Below are 14396 nucleotides of genomic sequence, written 5' to 3' on the forward strand. Positions count from 1 at the left end.
CGCCGAGAGTCCGTACCGGTCCGGGGGCGGTGTCCCGCCCGCCCGTGCCTCGGCACGCGGTGCGCCGCCGGAGTGGTCCTGCCGGGGAAAACCGTCGCCGACCGGGACATCTGGTGTCTCCCGCGCCTCAGCGGGCAGACGTGACCGAGCAGGCCGGGTCGGACGGACGTGTCGACGGACTCCACCCGGCATCCGGACCAGTGACCGCTCGATCTAACGACAGCGCCGAACGGCGGGGTGAGAAGACAGTGACATCCATCGACCCAGGAACCGGCATGCCGCGCGGACCGGGCGGGCCGCCGACCGGTCAGCGCCGGAGGCTGGCCCTGAGAGCCGTACCCGGCCCGGTCGGCCGCGGCCGCCACTTCGCGCGCCAGGCCCTGGACGACTGGGGCCTGGCCGCCGCGGACACCCTCACCGACGACGTCCTGCTGATCGTCTCCGAGCTTCTCGCGAACGCGTGCCTGCACGGCGGCGGGCCCCACGAGCTGGTCCTCACCACCTCGGGCGAGGGACTGCGGATCGAGGTGCCGGACAGCGAGGCGGCCCTGCCGAGCCCGCGTCCGCCGCACCTCACCACCGCGCCGGGCGGTCACGGGCTGCACATCGTCCAGCGTCTGTCCGACCGCTGGGGCACGTCCGCGTACCAGGGCGGCAAGACGGTCTGGGCGGAGTTCGACGCGAACCGCTTCCGGAGCCGGGAGGCCGTCGCCGCCGAGTCCGGTGTCCGTGAGTAGGCCGCGGCGTGTGCCCGAGCCCTCGGAGGAGCACCCGGGCGCCGTCCGGCCGGCCGCACTGGCCGATCCGCCCGGCGCCGTCCGGCCGACCGAGCGGGAGTACCGGCTCCTGGCCGAGATCGAGAAGTCCCGGGCCCGGTGCCGCGCACTGGAGCGCCGGAACGCGGAGCTGACCGCGCGGGACCGGGAGCTGACCGCCCTGTACGGCGTGCTGGCGGCGGAGCTGGAGGAGACCAACCGGGGCGTGGTGGCCCTGTACAGCGAGGAGCACCAGCTCGCCCTGACGCTCCAGCGGACCTTCCTGCCCGCGACGCTCCCGGAGCACAGCGCGGCGGACCTCGCGGTTCGCTACCTGCCCGCCGCGCGGGAGAGCGAGATCGGCGGCGACTTCTACGAGGCCGTCGGCACGCCGGGCGGACTGCTGATGGCGGTCGGCGACGTGGCCGGCCACAACCTGCAGGCCGCCATGGTGATGGGAGAGCTGCGCCACGCACTGCGGGCGTACGCCAACGAGGGGCACCCGCCGCACGTCCTGCTGGAGCTCCTGGACGGCCTGCTGGGCCGTCACCGGCCGGGGTGGACGGCCACCGTCTGCATCGCCCTGCTGGAGTCCGGCACCGGTCTGCTGCACGTCGCCAACGCCGGGCATCTGCCGCCCCTGCTGGTGGCTCCCGGCGGCGGTGCGCGCTTCGTGCACGCCCACGGGCCGCTGCTGGGTCTGGGGCTGCCGCAACCGCGGGCCTCGCGCCACGAGGTGGCGTCCGGCGCCGGGCTGCTGATGGTGACCGACGGGCTCGTCGAGACCCGGGGAATCAGCCTGGACGACTCCCTGGAGGAGCTGCGCCGGGCGGCCGAGGCCGGCCCGGGTGAGCCGGAGGCGCTCTGCGACCTGCTTCTGGAGACCTTCGGCGCCCACCAGGAGGACGACACGGTGGTCTTCGCGGCCCGGCTCACCCGGGCCGGCGCTGAGCCGGGGCCTGATACGGCCTGAGCGGAGCCGGGCGCCCGGGGTCCGGTACCCCGGGCGCGCCGACGCGCCCCGGCTCGGGTGAGGGGGCGGTCGGCGGTCGGCCGTGAGGCCGGAAAGCCGGGCAGGCCGTGAGGTCGGGCAGGCCGGGAGACCGGGCGCAGGCGCGGCCGTCAGCCGAGGGGGAGGTGGGCCCGTACGCGCTTACCGCCCGCGTGCCGCTCGATGTCGTAGCGGCGGCAGAGCGCGAGGACGATCTCCAGGCCGTGCTGGCCGATCCGTCCGGGGTCCGCGGAGCGCGGCGCCGGGAGGGTGGCGTCGGTGTCCCAGACCGTCACCCTGATCTCCTCGCCGGTGAGCTCCAGATCCAGCAGGCAGGGGCCGGGCGCGTACTTGGCGGCATTGGTGACGAGCTCGCTGACGACCAGCCGTACGGTGTCGGCCAGCTCCCCGGTGACCGGCACACCGCGTACGCTCTGCGCCTCGGCCAGGAAGCCGTCGGCGAAGCGGCGGGCCGCCGAGACCGTACCCGGTCTGCCGTCGTAGGTGGCGCCCGCGCGCAGTGCGGTGGTGTCCTGCGCGTGCCCCGTGAGTACTGCGAACTCGGACATCCGGTGCCTTCCCCGTTCGACGGCCCGGCTGGTTAGCCCAGGGCCTGCGGCCCTGCCTACCCCCGTTCCGCCGTCCCACTCCTCACGAGTTCCGGCTCCGCGCGCGGCCGCCGCCGCCCGGACGTGGAGCGCGGCCGCCGCCCGGACGCGGAGCGCGGCCGCGGGCCGGGGCGGCGTGGCCCGCGCGGGTGCTCCCGGTCGTCAGGGCCGGGCGGGGACGGCGGCGGTCTCCAGGTAGAAGTTGTCGATGCTCCGGACGGCGTGGGTGAAGTCGTCGAGGTTGACCGGCTTGGTGACATACGCGTTGGCGTGCCGGTGATAGGCGCCGCTGACGTCCTCGGGAGCGGCCGAGGTGGTGAGGACGACGATGGGGATCAGCTTGAGCGTGTCGTCCGTCTTGAGCACCTCAAGGAGCTCGCGGCCGTTCATCCGGGGCATGTTGAGGTCGAGGATGATGAGGTCGGGAAGCCGCGCGGCCGTCTCCCGGAGGTATTCGAGGGCCGCCACACCGTCCTCGGCCTTGACGATCGTGCGGGCCGTGCCGTGCTCGAACAGCGCCTCCTCGATGAGCATGGCATCGGCGAGGTCGTCCTCGACGAGCAGGACGCTGTACGAGCGGTTCTGGCTGCGGGTGGCCATCAGGGGCTCCGGTTCTCAGGAGGTGGAGGTGCGGTGGGGTGCCGACGGGACCAGCCCCGGCCAGCGTTGGCGAGCGGCCTGGCGGCTGATCTCGCAGGCCTGTCCGAGCTGGGGGTAGCCCGCCCCGGCACCCGCCGCGTCGCGGGCCGCCCGGTCGGCGAGGCGCTCCGCGGCCCGGCGCAGGTGCATCAGGGCGTGCAACAGGGTCAGCGCGTCGCCCTGGGCGTCGTCCTCCCACGGCTCGGCCGGGGGCGGGCCGGCGGCGGGCAGCGGGCGGAAGGCGCGTGCGGCGAGGCGTCCGGCGAGCTCGCCGAGAGCCGCGTCCGCGAGGGCCGCGAGCTGGTCCTCGTCCATGAGGGCGGCGAAGCGGTCGGCTGGCATGGAAGCACCATAGCCCGATCGGCGGGCGGTCGGCGGCGTCAGGTGACCGCCCGCCGCCCGACAACCGAAGTTGTCGGCCGACGTGTATGGTGTGGCTGCCGCGCGCGACCTGCCGCAGGCGGGTAAGGACGTAGGACACCCGGCACCGGGTGCCTGATGGAGGACCTCGACATGGCCAGCCAGACCCCGGCGGGAAACGATCCGGCCGGCCCGACCCGGGCAGCACCCGTGCCGGGACCGCGTGCGACGGTCGGGAAGGCCGCAGGCGCGGCCACGGACCGCGGGCCGGGCTGGAGCACCCGCCGGATGCTGCAGGCCGGCGTGAGCGCCTCGCTGACCGTGCTGGTCCTGCTGGGGGCCGTCGGCGTCTGGGTGTTCGCGCACTCGTCGGAGGTCAACAACCGACTGGTCGACGGCAGCTCACCGGCCCTCATCGCGGCGGTGCGTCTGGAGTCCGGGCTGGTGAACCAGGAGACCGGCATCCGCGGCTACGGCCTCACCGGCGAGGCCGACTTCCTCGCACCGTACGAGCAGGGCCTGGCCCAGCAGCGCGAGGCCGTCGCCACCCTGCGGCAGCTGGCCGGGGGCGCGCAGGACCGGGCCGACCTGGATCTGGTGCTGGAGCGCAGCGAGGGCTGGCAGAGCGCGGTCGCCCGGCCGGTCGCGGCGGCGCCGCCCGGCACCGCCGTACCGGAGGCCGGCCGGCAGGCCGCCGAGGGCAAGGCGGCCTTCGACGGCGTACGGGCCGCGCTGGCGCAGCAGCAGGCACACCTGCAGGCCGAGCGGGAGAGCGGCCGGGAGGCGCTGCGCTCCGTCCGGGCGCTGCGCAATGGTGTGTTCAGCGCCATCGCGCTGATCATCCTGGCCCTGGCCGTGCTGGTCTTCGAGGGGTTGCGGCGGGGCGTCACCCGACCGCTGGAGCACCTGGCGGCGGACGCCGAGCGGGTCGCCGGCGGCGACTTCTCCCACTCGATCACCCCCACCGGCCCGGCCGACCTGCGCCAGCTCGCGGCCGTGGTCGAGGCGATGCGCGGCCGGCTGGCCCGGGAGCTGGAGGGCAAGGAGGAGGCCCGCAGGGTGCTCGACGCCCAGGCCGCCGACCTCCGGCGCTCCAACTCCGAGCTGGAGCAGTTCGCCTACGTGGCCTCGCACGACCTCCAGGAGCCGCTGCGCAAGGTCGCCAGCTTCTGTCAGCTGCTCCAGCGTCGCTACGGCGGGAGCCTGGACGCCAGGGCGGACCAGTACATCGAGTTCGCGGTGGACGGCGCCAACCGGATGCAGACCCTCATCAACGACCTGCTGGCCTTCTCCCGGGTGGGCCGGGTGCACGCGAGTTACGCCCCGATCGACCTGGAGGAGATCCTGGAGCGGACCCTCGACTCGCTGAGCATCGCCATCGAGGACAGCGGCGCCGAGATCACCCATGATCCGCTGCCGGTGATCAACGGGGACGCCACCCAGCTCGGCATGCTCTTCCAGAACCTGATCAGCAACGCCGTCAAGTTCCGCAGCCCGGAGCGCCCCTCGCGGATCCGCCTGGAGGTGGCCCGGGACGGGGACCACTGGCGCCTCGCGGTCGTCGACAACGGCATCGGGATCGAGGCCGAGTTCGTGGACAAGGTCTTCGTCATCTTCCAGCGCCTGCACACCCGCGACGCCTACCCCGGCAACGGGATCGGCCTGGCCATGTGCAAGAAGATCGTCGAGTTCCACGGCGGCACCGTCGCCGTCGATCTGGACCACACCCCGGGCACCCGCCTGGTCTTCACCCTGCCGGCCGGCGCCGAACCGGCCGGGGACGAGGACGCTCCGGCGGCCGGCGACGAGACCGGAGCCACCGACACGTCGACCGGAGCCGGCGGCACGCCGACCGGAGCCACCGGCACGCCGACCGGCGTGACCACCCCGACCGTACGGGCGGAGGCGGGCCGGCCGTGATCCCCGAGCAGCACAGCCGGCCCGAGCAGCCGGGCGACGCTCTGCCCGGTGGCCCCGAACCGGCCGGGGCCTACCGCATCCTGCTCGTCGAGGACGACGCCGGGGACGCGCTCCTGGTCGAGGAACTGCTCGCCGACACCGACCTCAAGCACACCCTTCGGTGGACGCCGACCCTCGCCGCGGCCGTCGTCGAACTGGCCCGGGAGGAGGCGGACTGCGTCCTGGTGGACCTCCACCTGCCCGACGGCTCGGGCGTCGCCGTGGTCGCGGCCGTCCAGCAGGCGTGCCCCCGGGCGGCGGTGATCGTCCTCACCGGCCTCGCGGACTCCGGGGCCGGCGCGCGGGCGGTCGCCGTCGGAGCCCAGGACTACCTGGTCAAGGGCCAGGTCGACGAACAGCTCCTGCAACGCGCGGTGCGCTACGCGGTCAACCGCAAGCTGGCCGAGCGGGCCGGCGCCGAACTGCGCGAGGACCGCATCCGAGCGCGGGAGAACGCCCGGCTGGAACGCGGCCTGCTGCCCACCCCGCTGCTGCGCGGCGGGACCGCCACCGCCACCACCCGCTACCTACCCGGTCGGGAACGCGCCCTGCTGGGCGGGGACTTCCTGGACGTGGTGGAGACGGCGGACGGCGCGGTGCACGCCGTCATCGGCGACGTCAGCGGGCACGGGCCCGACGAGGCGGCGCTCGGCGTCTGCCTGCGGATCAGCTGGCGCGCGCTGGTGCTGGCCGGCCACCGCGGGGTCGAGCTGCTGGATCTGCTGGAGCAGGTCCTGGTGGCCGAGCGGACCCGCTCGGACATGTTCGCCACCTGCACCATCGTCACCCTCGCGCCGCACCGCTCGGAGGCCACCCTGCACCTGGCCGGCCACCACGAGCCGCTGCTCGCCCGCCCCGGCGCCCCGGGCTCCGCGGCCGGGGGCATGGCCGAGGTGCCCGCCCAGCACGGTGTGGCCCTCGGCATCGCGCCGGGCCTGCGGTACTGGCCGCCCACCGTCCTGCCGCTCCCGGCGGCAGGCGCGCTGTTCCTCTACACGGACGGACTCACCGAGGGGCACTGCGGCCCGGGCGCGGAGCGCCTCGGCGCGGACGGTCTGCTGGAGCTGGTCGCGACGGCGCCGGTCTCGGAGCCCCCGGCCCTGCTGGACCACCTGGTCGACACCGTCCGCCGGCTCAACGCCGGCCGGCACGCGGACGACCTGGCCATCCTGCACCTCGCCTGGGACCGGACCGGGGCCCAGGCCCGGTCCGCCGGCGGGCCGGAACTGCGGGTGAGCGGTGGACGCTGAGCTGGGGGTTCAGCGCTCGTTGTGCGGGTGAGCGGTGGACGCTGAGCTGCGGGCTCAGCGCTCGTCGTGCGGCGGAAGGGCGACCGTGTCCAGGTAGAAGGCGTCGATGCTCTGGGCGGCCCGGGTGAAGTCGTCGAGGTTGACCGGCTTCGTCACGTAGGCGTTCGCGTGCTGCCGGTACGAACCGGCGATGTCCTCGGGCGCCGAGGAGGTGGTGAGCACCACCACCGGGATGTGCTGCAGGTCCTCGTCCGTCTTGAGCACGTGCAGCAGCTCACGGCCGTTCAGGCGGGGCATGTTGAGGTCGAGGATGATGAGGTCCGGCAGCCGCCGCAGGCTGTCGCGCAGGTACTCCAGCGCGGCCATGCCGTCCTCGGCCCGGGTGATCGTCCGGGCCCTGCCGCGGTCGAACAGGGCCTCCTCGATCAGCATCGCGTCGGCCGCGTCGTCCTCGACGAGCAGCACGTTCAGTGGACGGGCCGGGGCGGGAACGGTCATGGGGTGCTCCGGTCGGTGGAGGGAGGGTTCGCGGCGCCCGGCACCAGACCGGGCCAGCGTTTGCGGGCGCCCTGACGGCTCATCTCCAGTGCCTCGCCGAGCTGCGGGTAGCCCGCGCCCGCCTCGACGGCCTCCTGGGCCAGCCGGTCGGTCAGCCGCTCCGCCGCCCGCCGCAGGTGCACCAGCGTGTGGAGCCGGGCCAGCGCCTCGCCCTGGGCATCGGCCCCCTCGTCCGCCGGGAGGCCGCCGGGGGCCGCCGGCGGGGGCGGCAACGGCCGGAAGGCCCGCTGCGCCAGCCGGGCGGCCAGGTCGGCGACGGCCGCGTCCGCGAGGGAGGCTATCTGCTCCTCGCTCATGATCGGGGCGCGCCGGGGACGGGACATGCGTACAGCGTACTGGCCGTGGCCCCGGGCCGGTCCGTCCTCCGGGCGGGTGGCGGACGCGGGGCGTCAACCCGGGTGGCCGCCGCTCCCGTCCGCCGGGCGGTGCGGGCCGCCCAGGGCGGCCGCGGCCGCGGCGACGTCCGGGTGCAGGGCGAACAGCCGGTCGACACCGGTGATCTCGAAGACGTGGTTCAGATCCCTGTTGCTGCCGGTGACGGCGAACGGCGCCGCCGCCGCCTGCGCCCGCTGGTAGGCGGAGATCAGGGCGGTGACCCCGATGGAGTCGCAGAACGTCAGACCGGAGGCGTCGAGGATCAGCGGGGTCCCGGCCTCCAGGGGCAGCGTCTCCACGGTCCGGCGCAGCCGGGGGGCGGTGTGGAAGTCGAGGTCGCCGTTCAGCACCACGACACTCGCCCCGGAGGCGTGGGTCTCTACGACGAGGACCAAGGCGTACTCGGGCACCGGATCTCCTGGGATTGCTGAGTGAGGGTGGGGGAGTGGCGGCCCGCCGACGAGCGGGGGCCGCCGTGACGGTCAGCGCAGTCTGGCCGCGAGCAGGGCGATGTCGTCCGTCCGTGCCGTGCCGAACTCCTTCAGCAGGAAGTCGCAGAGCTCGTCGAGCTCCTGGGGGCCGGTGGACAGCGCCCGGCTCAGCCCGGCCAGGCCCCGGTCCAGATTCTCACCGGGCACCTCCACCAGGCCGTCGGTCAGCAGCAGCAGGGTGGAACCGGCGGGGACCGGGTGCGCGACGGCGGGCGGATGCGGATGATCCAGGCCCAGCAGGATGCCGTGCTCCGTCAGATACCGGGTGGAGCCGTCCGGGTGGCGCAGCAGCGGCGGCAGATGGCCCGCGTTGGCGACCTGGATCCGCCGCCCGCCGGGCTCCACCAGCACCAGGCAGACGGTGACCGTGACGGACGGTCTCAGCCGGACCAGCAGCGCGTCCAGCCGGCACAGGAGCGTCTGCGGGTCGTGTCCCTCGATGGCGTACGCGCGCAGGGCGTGCCGCACCTCGCCCATGACCACCGCCGCCGCCAGGGAGTGGCCCGCGACGTCCCCGACGGCCAGCAGCAGCCCGGCCGGGGTCTCGATCGCCTCGTAGAAGTCCCCGCCGATCGCCGAGTGGTCCGCCGCCGGTTCGTAGCGGACCGCCATCTCCACGCCCGGCACCTCGGGCAGCCGGTCGGGCAGGAAGGTCCGCTGCAGGGTGAGGACCAGTGCGTGCTCCTCGCTGTGACTGCGCATCGCCTCCAGGGCCAGCGCGCAGGCCTGGGCGAGCTGGGAGAGCAGTCCGCCGTCGTCGGGCCCGGCGAGCGCGCCCGCGTCCACGGCGAGGACGACGGGCGGCCGGCCCTGCTTGGTACGGGCCACGGTCAGGGCGACCCCGCCGGGGAAGACGTCGACCGCCGCGCCCGCCTCCCGGCCGGTCAGGGCCCGCCATTCGGCGCCCGACACGAGGGCGGTCTCCGTCCCGGTGGCGTCCCCGAGGGCGTGGTCCGCCAGCAGGTCGAGCAGGCCGGCCCCGGCGCTGCCCAGGCGGACGGGGCGGGGCGCACCGGCGCCGCCGGCCGCCGCCGAGGAGGGCCCCGGCGTCCGGGCGACGACCGCCACGTGGACGGCGGCGCCGTCCGGGCTCAGTGCCAGGGCGACCGCGGGGGAGGACATCAGGTCGGCCGCCCCGGTGGCGGCGGCCGAGGTGAACGCCTCCCCGCCCGTCACCCCGTAGACGGTCAGGGTGCTCCGGTTCAGGGTGGCGACGCGCGCCGCCAGCCGCTCGGCACGCCGCCGCGCACGGGCGTAGCGCAGTGCGGCGGTGACGGTCGCCAGCAGTTCGGCCGGGGCGATCGGCTCGGCCAGGTAGGCGTCCGCGCCGCGGTGCAGTCCCTGGGTGCGGTCGGCGACCTCGATGGCGGTCGCCGAGACGTGGATCACCGGGAGCGACGCGGTGCGCGGATCGGCCTTGATCTGCTCGCAGACCTCGAAACCGCTCATGTCCGGCAGGCGGACGTCCACCACGGCGAGCTCCGGCAGCTCGTCGTCGGCGGCCGCGGCCAGCAGTGCCAGGCCCTGCGTCCCGTCGGCCGCCTCCACCACGGTGTGACCCGCCCGCCGCAGCCAACTGCCCACGATGTAGCGGTTGGTCTCGTTGTCGTCGAGGACCAGTACGGTGGCGGCCGCGCCGTCCTCGTTCGGGTTGGCGCTCATCCCTCGCCCCGCTCCCCGGTCCGGGCCGGTGGATCGGCGGCCGGCCGGGCCCCGGCCTCCCGGTGGAAGACCGCCGCCAGCCGCGGGGCGGACAGCGTGGACTTCTCCAGGACGGCGCGGGCGTGCCCCAGCCGCTCGTGCTCCAGCGCGTCCGTCGTCGCCGAGGTGACGACGATCACGGGGATGTCGCGCAGCCGGGGATCGGCCGCCAGCTCCGCCAGCACCTGGTAGCCGTCGACGTCCGGCATGTGCAGGTCGAGCAGCACCGCGTCGGGGTTCTCCCGGCGGACCGCCCCCACCGCCAGGCCGCCCTCGGCGACCTCGACGACCCGCTCGGCCAGCTCCGCGAGAACGGGGCGCAGACTGCTGCGGAAGGCGTCGTCGTCGTCCACGGTGACCAGGACGGCCACCCGGGCGAGCCGCTCCGCCGCCTCCTCGACCGGCGCGGGCGGCGCCGGCGGCAGCCGGACGGCGACGCTGGTGCCCTGCCCCGGAGTGCTCGTCAGGGTGAGCGTGCCGCCGAGCAGTTCGGTGAGCCGGCGCGCGTAGGGCAGCCCCAGGCCCGTCCCGGAGTGGCCCCGCTGGTGCGGTCCGCGCACCTGGTAGAACTCCTCGAAGACCCGGTCCTGCTGATCCTGGGTGATGCCCACACCCGTGTCCCGGACGGTGAGCACCAGCTCCTCGCCGGCGCCGCCCGCCTCCACCGCCAGATCGAGGGCCACCGTGCCCCGTTCGGTGAACTTGAGGGAGTTGGACAGCAGGTTGCGCAACACCCGGATGAGCATCACCTCGTCGCTGACCAGGGCCGGCGCGTCCTCGGGATCGACGATGGCCAGCTCGACGTCCTCCTTCGCGCCGACGCCGCGCAGGATGCCGCGCAACTCGCCGAGCATCGCCCGGAGATCGACCGGCGCCCAGTGCGGGTCGAGGCGCCCGGACTCCGCCTTGGCGACGTCCAGGAGTTCGTCCACCAGCGCGAGCAGGGTGTTGCCCGAGGCCGAGATCAGGGCGACCTGGCGGCGCTGCTCCGCGTCGAGGCCCTCCGAGTCGGTGTCCAGCAGCAGCCGGGCCAGGCCGACCACCGCGTTCACCGGCGTGCGCAGTTCGTGGCTGACGTTGGCCCAGAAGCGGGTCTTCGCCTCGCTGGCCTCCCGCAACTGGTCCGACTTCTCGTCCAGTTCGGCGTAGAGCGCGACGACGCCGCGGTTGGTCTCCTCCAGCTCCGTGGAGAGTTCGGAGTAGAGGGCCATCACCCCGCGGTTGGTCTCCTCCAGCTCCCGGTTCAGCCGGTGCAGTTCCTCCCGCTGCGCGCGGGACTCCTCCAGTGCCGCGATCAGATCCCTGGTCTGGGCGCGGGAGTCCTCGGAGACGCTCGACCCCGAGTGGGAACTGAGCACCTCGCGTGCCCTCTCCATCAGGGCGGGCACGGTCGGGCCGTGCACCGGGAGCTGCTGCTCGACCAGCACCCGTCCGGCGGACGGCCGGTGGTCGTGGCTGACCTGGACCAGGCGCGCCGCCGCGTCGAGCGACTCGGGGCTCGGGCCCGGCCCGTCCTGCCAGTGCAGGTTCACCAGCAGCGCCGGGTTCTCGCCCGGACTGACGGTGAACTCCACGGTGAGCGCCGTCGATCCGAGCAGGCCGCGGCCCAGCTCGCTCAGCGCGGTGGCCAGCCGGACCTGGTCCTGCGTCTCGACGCCGAGGGCCTCGGCGACGGAGCGCCCGACCCGCCGGAGCACGAAGGTGTCCTGCTCGCTGGCGACGGCCACCGTCAGCAGGTGGACGGCCACGGTGCCGGCAGGGCGGCTCACCAGGGCCCCTTCGCGACCACGACGCCGGCGTCGTCGCGGCGCACCGCGGCTTCGCGCAGCAGCTGGGCGGCCACCACGACCGGGGGGTGCTGGAGGAGGCCGGGCAGGGCGCTCGGCTGCCAGCGTTCGGTGAGTCCGTCGGAGTGCATGATCACCGCACCGTTCCGGGGGAGGGGCTGTTCGACCGTGCGCAGCGTCGGCAGATGGTGGCCGACGATGCCGGGCGCCGAGGCCAGTGAGCGGCGGCCGTCGGTCGCCGGGTCGAGGACGAAGGTGCTGACGTTCCCCACCCCGCAGAACAGCACACGGCGTGCCGTCGGCTCGATCCGCACCACGGCGACCGCCCCGCCCCGGCCACCGCGCAGCGCGAGGTGGATCTCGTTCAGCACGGCCTCGGGCCGCTGGGAGCGTCCGGCCCGGAAGGCGGCCACCGCGGCCTGGGCGGCGCGGGCGGCCAGCGGGCCGTGGCCCAGGCCGTCGCAGAGCATGAGGAGCAGCGCGTCCGGATCGGGGGTCGTCTCCGACCGGGGCAGGGCGCTCGGCCGGACGGCGCCGGTCAGCGTGGCCCAGTCCGGACGCGCCGCCGCCGGGCGCCGGTCGTCGTCCCGGGCGGCCCCGGCCGGTGGCGGCCCGGCCGCCCGGGCGGCCCAGGCGTCACCGCACACGTCCTCGCCGCTGATCGCCCGGGTGACGCCCGCCACCGCGGCCTCACCCGCCGTCGCGGCCCGCCGGGCGGCGTCCCTGCTCCAGAACCGCGCCGCGAGGACCGTGCCGCGCCCCGGCAGGGAGTGCACGTCGAAGGTGTCGGCGAGCCGGGAGATGGCGCCCAGCCCGATGCCGAGCGTGCCGGCCGAGGACATGCCGTCGGTGAGCGCGTGCGGCACGTCGGCCATGCCCGGGCCCGCGTCGACGGTGATGAATTCGAGCCCCGCATCGGTCTCGGTCCGCAGCACCCGCAGGAGGAGGGAGCCGTCGACCGCGTGCCGCCGCAGATTGGTCGCGGCCTCGCTCACCGCGAGCGCGATCTCGGCGGTCCGCCGGTCGTCCAGGCCGATCCGTCGTGCCAGCGCGGAGGCGGCGCCGCGTGCCGCCGAGGGAAGGGCCTCCTCGTCGCGGAACCACGCGACGTCCTCGGACTCCAGGAGCGTGGGGCTCATCGGGCCCATTTGGTCACCGACACCAGGGTGCCCTGCCCGACCTCGGTGTCGAGGGAGAACTCGTCCACGAGCCGGCGGGCCCCGCTCAGCCCGAGGCCGAGCCCGCTGCCGGAGGTCCACCCGTCGGTCAGGGCCAGATCCAGATCCGCTATGCCCGGCCCCTGGTCGACGAACACGGCCCGCACACCGAGCCGGCCGTCACGGCGCACGAGCCCGGTGCGCATCTCGCCGCCGCCGCCGTACACGAGCGTGTTGCGGGCCAGCTCGCTCGCGGCCGTGACCAGCTTCGTCTGGTCGACGAGCGAGAGCTTGCAGCGCTGGGCCAGGGCCCGCACCAGCTGACGGGCCCTGACCACGTCGTCGTTCGAGGCGACCGGCACGGTCTCCTGATCGCCCTCGGGGACCGGTGCGGCCCCGGTCACGGCCGCGCCGAACGTCGGCCGTCCGACCGGCCCAGGATCTCCAGGCCCTTCTCCAGGCTGAGCGCGGTGCGCACGCCGCCGAGAGAGAGGCCGAGCTCGACGAGGGTGATGGCGACGGCCGGCCGCATGCCGACCACGACCGTCTCCGCGTCCAGCATCCGGGAGATCGCGGCGGTGGTGGCGAGCATCCGGCCGACGAAGGAGTCGACGATCTCCACCGCGGTGATGTCGATGACCACACCACGGGCGCCGGTGGCGACGATCCGGGCGGCCAGGTCGTCCTGCAGGTCCAGCACGATCTGGTCCTCCAGATCCACCTGGATCGAGACCAGCAGGACGTCGCCGATCTTCAGGACTGGTACGCGTTCGCTCACAGTCGGCCGCCGAGACCGGCCTGGTCAAGGCCGCCACGGCCCAGCGCGTGCTTGAGGGCGTCCGCCAGGGTCGCCTTGGTCACGATGTCCCCGAACTGGATGCCCAGCGCGACGATCGTCTGGGCGATCTGCGGCCGGATCCCCGAGATGGTGCACTCGGCGCCCATCAGCCGGGCCGCCACCACGGTCTTGAGCAGGTGCTGCGCGACCTCGGTGTCGACGGCCGGAACCCCGGTGATGTCGATGATGGCCTGGTCGGAGCCGGTGTCCACCAGCGTCTGGAGCAGCTTCTCCATCACCACCTGGGTCCGCGCGGAGTCCAGGGTGCCGACCAGCGGGACGGCCACCACCCCGTCCCAGAGCTTGACCACCGGGGTGGAGAGCTCCATCAGCTGCTCGGACTGGGCGCTGATGATCTCCTCACGCGTCTTGGCGTACACCTCGACCGTGAACAGGCCGAGGGCGTCCATCAGCCGGGACAGCTGGAAGTAGGCCGCGATGTCGTCCGCCGAGGTCACCGTGCTCGGCGCGAGGATGTCCTTGCACGCGAAGACGCTGGTCGCGGTCTCGGTCGAGGTGAAGCCCTGCCGGGCGCGGTTGCGCGACAGCTCGGTGAGCAGCGCGCGGACCTCGGCGAACTCGTCGCCGCGCCAGTCGAGACCGCCACGGCGCAGGCCCTCCACCAGGGCGGTGTACAGCTCCTGCAGCTCGCGGTCCAGCTCGGCCAGGCTGATCCGGCCGCGCAACGTGTGCGAGACCGCCTCGACCCAGCTCTTGCCGAGCGACTCCCCCTGCTGCGTCAGCAACTCCACCAGCCGTGCCGACATCTCTTGCTCCGCCACCAGGGTGCTCCCCTCAATCCTGTTGCAAATCCGGACACTGGGCAGCGTATGCCATGTCCCCGGGAGCCCCCGACCCGATCGCGGGACGGTCGGCGGCCCGGGGCGGCCTGGCCGCCGCGCAGGCGGGCGGGCCCGAGCACCGGGT

The 14396-nt window shown here is 74.6% G+C and carries 16 protein-coding genes; 4 read left to right on the forward strand and 12 right to left on the reverse strand.

Going from position 1 to position 14396, the window contains the following annotated elements:
• Positions 1-275: 275 nt before the first annotated feature.
• Complete coding sequence (locus OG823_RS31985; protein WP_371483709.1) at positions 276-737, forward strand: ATP-binding protein; 462 nt, start codon at positions 276-278, stop codon at positions 735-737.
• A 10-nt stretch (positions 738-747) separates the two neighbouring features.
• A complete protein-coding gene (locus OG823_RS31990; RefSeq protein WP_371483710.1) occupies positions 748-1728 on the forward strand; it encodes a PP2C family protein-serine/threonine phosphatase in 981 nt (326 codons plus the stop codon).
• A 149-nt stretch (positions 1729-1877) separates the two neighbouring features.
• Here the strand turns inward: OG823_RS31990 and OG823_RS31995 are convergent, their stop codons facing one another.
• The 3 genes from OG823_RS31995 to OG823_RS32005 all read right to left on the reverse strand — a co-directional run bounded on the left by OG823_RS31995 (position 1878) and on the right by OG823_RS32005 (position 3335).
• Positions 1878-2315 (reverse strand): ATP-binding protein, encoded by a 438-nt coding sequence (locus OG823_RS31995; protein WP_371483711.1) that lies wholly within the window; start codon positions 2313-2315, stop codon positions 1878-1880.
• A gap of 201 nt (positions 2316-2516) precedes the next feature.
• Positions 2517-2954, reverse strand: a complete 438-nt coding sequence (locus tag OG823_RS32000; protein ID WP_371483713.1) for a response regulator — start codon at positions 2952-2954, stop codon at positions 2517-2519.
• Between the two features lie 15 nt (positions 2955-2969).
• Positions 2970-3335: a hypothetical protein gene (locus OG823_RS32005; RefSeq protein WP_371483715.1), complete on the reverse strand. Its 366-nt coding sequence runs from the start codon at positions 3333-3335 to the stop codon at positions 2970-2972.
• Positions 3336-3641: 306 nt separating this feature from the next.
• Here OG823_RS32005 and OG823_RS32010 point away from each other — a divergent pair, with 306 nt between their 5' ends.
• Positions 3642-5273: an ATP-binding protein gene (locus tag OG823_RS32010; protein WP_371483717.1), complete on the forward strand. Its 1632-nt coding sequence runs from the start codon at positions 3642-3644 to the stop codon at positions 5271-5273.
• Complete coding sequence (locus OG823_RS32015) at positions 5273-6562, forward strand: PP2C family protein-serine/threonine phosphatase (protein WP_371484732.1); 1290 nt, start codon at positions 5273-5275, stop codon at positions 6560-6562. The genes OG823_RS32010 and OG823_RS32015 overlap by 1 nt, the downstream gene beginning before the upstream one ends.
• A 54-nt stretch (positions 6563-6616) precedes the next feature.
• Here the strand turns inward: OG823_RS32015 and OG823_RS32020 are convergent, their stop codons facing one another.
• From OG823_RS32020 to OG823_RS32060, 9 genes are all read right to left on the reverse strand, one after another.
• Complete coding sequence (locus OG823_RS32020; protein WP_371483719.1) at positions 6617-7060, reverse strand: response regulator; 444 nt, start codon at positions 7058-7060, stop codon at positions 6617-6619.
• Positions 7057-7443, reverse strand: coding sequence for a hypothetical protein (locus OG823_RS32025; RefSeq protein ID WP_371483720.1), 387 nt, complete (start codon positions 7441-7443; stop codon positions 7057-7059). The genes OG823_RS32020 and OG823_RS32025 overlap by 4 nt, the downstream gene beginning before the upstream one ends.
• A 66-nt stretch (positions 7444-7509) precedes the next feature.
• A complete protein-coding gene (locus tag OG823_RS32030) occupies positions 7510-7905 on the reverse strand; it encodes an STAS domain-containing protein (protein WP_371483721.1) in 396 nt (131 codons plus the stop codon).
• Positions 7906-7977: 72 nt separating this feature from the next.
• The gene (locus tag OG823_RS32035) at positions 7978-9648 is read right to left on the reverse strand and encodes a SpoIIE family protein phosphatase (protein WP_371483722.1); all 1671 of its coding nucleotides are present in this window, start codon (positions 9646-9648) and stop codon (positions 7978-7980) included.
• Positions 9645-11456, reverse strand: a complete 1812-nt coding sequence (locus OG823_RS32040; protein WP_371483723.1) for an ATP-binding protein — start codon at positions 11454-11456, stop codon at positions 9645-9647. The genes OG823_RS32035 and OG823_RS32040 overlap by 4 nt, the downstream gene beginning before the upstream one ends.
• Positions 11453-12622 carry an ATP-binding protein gene (locus OG823_RS32045; protein ID WP_371483724.1) on the reverse strand — a complete coding sequence of 390 codons (1170 nt, stop codon included), beginning with the start codon at positions 12620-12622 and terminating at the stop codon, positions 11453-11455. The genes OG823_RS32040 and OG823_RS32045 overlap by 4 nt, the downstream gene beginning before the upstream one ends.
• Positions 12610-13035, reverse strand: coding sequence for an anti-sigma regulatory factor (locus OG823_RS32050; RefSeq protein ID WP_371483725.1), 426 nt, complete (start codon positions 13033-13035; stop codon positions 12610-12612). The genes OG823_RS32045 and OG823_RS32050 overlap by 13 nt, the downstream gene beginning before the upstream one ends.
• Positions 13032-13409 (reverse strand): STAS domain-containing protein, encoded by a 378-nt coding sequence (locus tag OG823_RS32055; protein ID WP_371483726.1) that lies wholly within the window; start codon positions 13407-13409, stop codon positions 13032-13034. Before OG823_RS32055 ends, OG823_RS32050 begins: the two co-directional genes overlap by 4 nt.
• The gene (locus OG823_RS32060) at positions 13406-14251 is read right to left on the reverse strand and encodes an STAS domain-containing protein (RefSeq protein ID WP_371483727.1); all 846 of its coding nucleotides are present in this window, start codon (positions 14249-14251) and stop codon (positions 13406-13408) included. The genes OG823_RS32055 and OG823_RS32060 overlap by 4 nt, the downstream gene beginning before the upstream one ends.
• Positions 14252-14396: the final 145 nt, after the last annotated feature.

Origin of the sequence: Kitasatospora sp. NBC_00315 (assembly GCF_041435095.1) — a bacterium.
GTDB lineage: Bacteria > Actinomycetota > Actinomycetes > Streptomycetales > Streptomycetaceae > Kitasatospora.

What these genes read in the sequence shown, in the direction of transcription:
- OG823_RS32035 (WP_371483722.1), bottom strand. Translation starts at nt 9,648, where the DNA reads ATGAGCGCCAACCCGAACGAGGACGGCGCGGCCGCCACCGTACTGGTC.
- OG823_RS32000 (WP_371483713.1), bottom strand. Translation starts at nt 2,954, where the DNA reads ATGGCCACCCGCAGCCAGAACCGCTCGTACAGCGTCCTGCTCGTCGAG.
- OG823_RS32020 (WP_371483719.1), bottom strand. Translation starts at nt 7,060, where the DNA reads ATGACCGTTCCCGCCCCGGCCCGTCCACTGAACGTGCTGCTCGTCGAG.
- OG823_RS32010 (WP_371483717.1), top strand. Translation starts at nt 3,642, where the DNA reads ATGCTGCAGGCCGGCGTGAGCGCCTCGCTGACCGTGCTGGTCCTGCTG.
- OG823_RS32005 (WP_371483715.1), bottom strand. Translation starts at nt 3,335, where the DNA reads ATGCCAGCCGACCGCTTCGCCGCCCTCATGGACGAGGACCAGCTCGCG.
- OG823_RS31995 (WP_371483711.1), bottom strand. Translation starts at nt 2,315, where the DNA reads ATGTCCGAGTTCGCAGTACTCACGGGGCACGCGCAGGACACCACCGCA.
- OG823_RS31985 (WP_371483709.1), top strand. Translation starts at nt 276, where the DNA reads ATGCCGCGCGGACCGGGCGGGCCGCCGACCGGTCAGCGCCGGAGGCTG.
- OG823_RS32045 (WP_371483724.1), bottom strand. Translation starts at nt 12,622, where the DNA reads ATGGGCCCGATGAGCCCCACGCTCCTGGAGTCCGAGGACGTCGCGTGG.
- OG823_RS32025 (WP_371483720.1), bottom strand. Translation starts at nt 7,443, where the DNA reads ATGTCCCGTCCCCGGCGCGCCCCGATCATGAGCGAGGAGCAGATAGCC.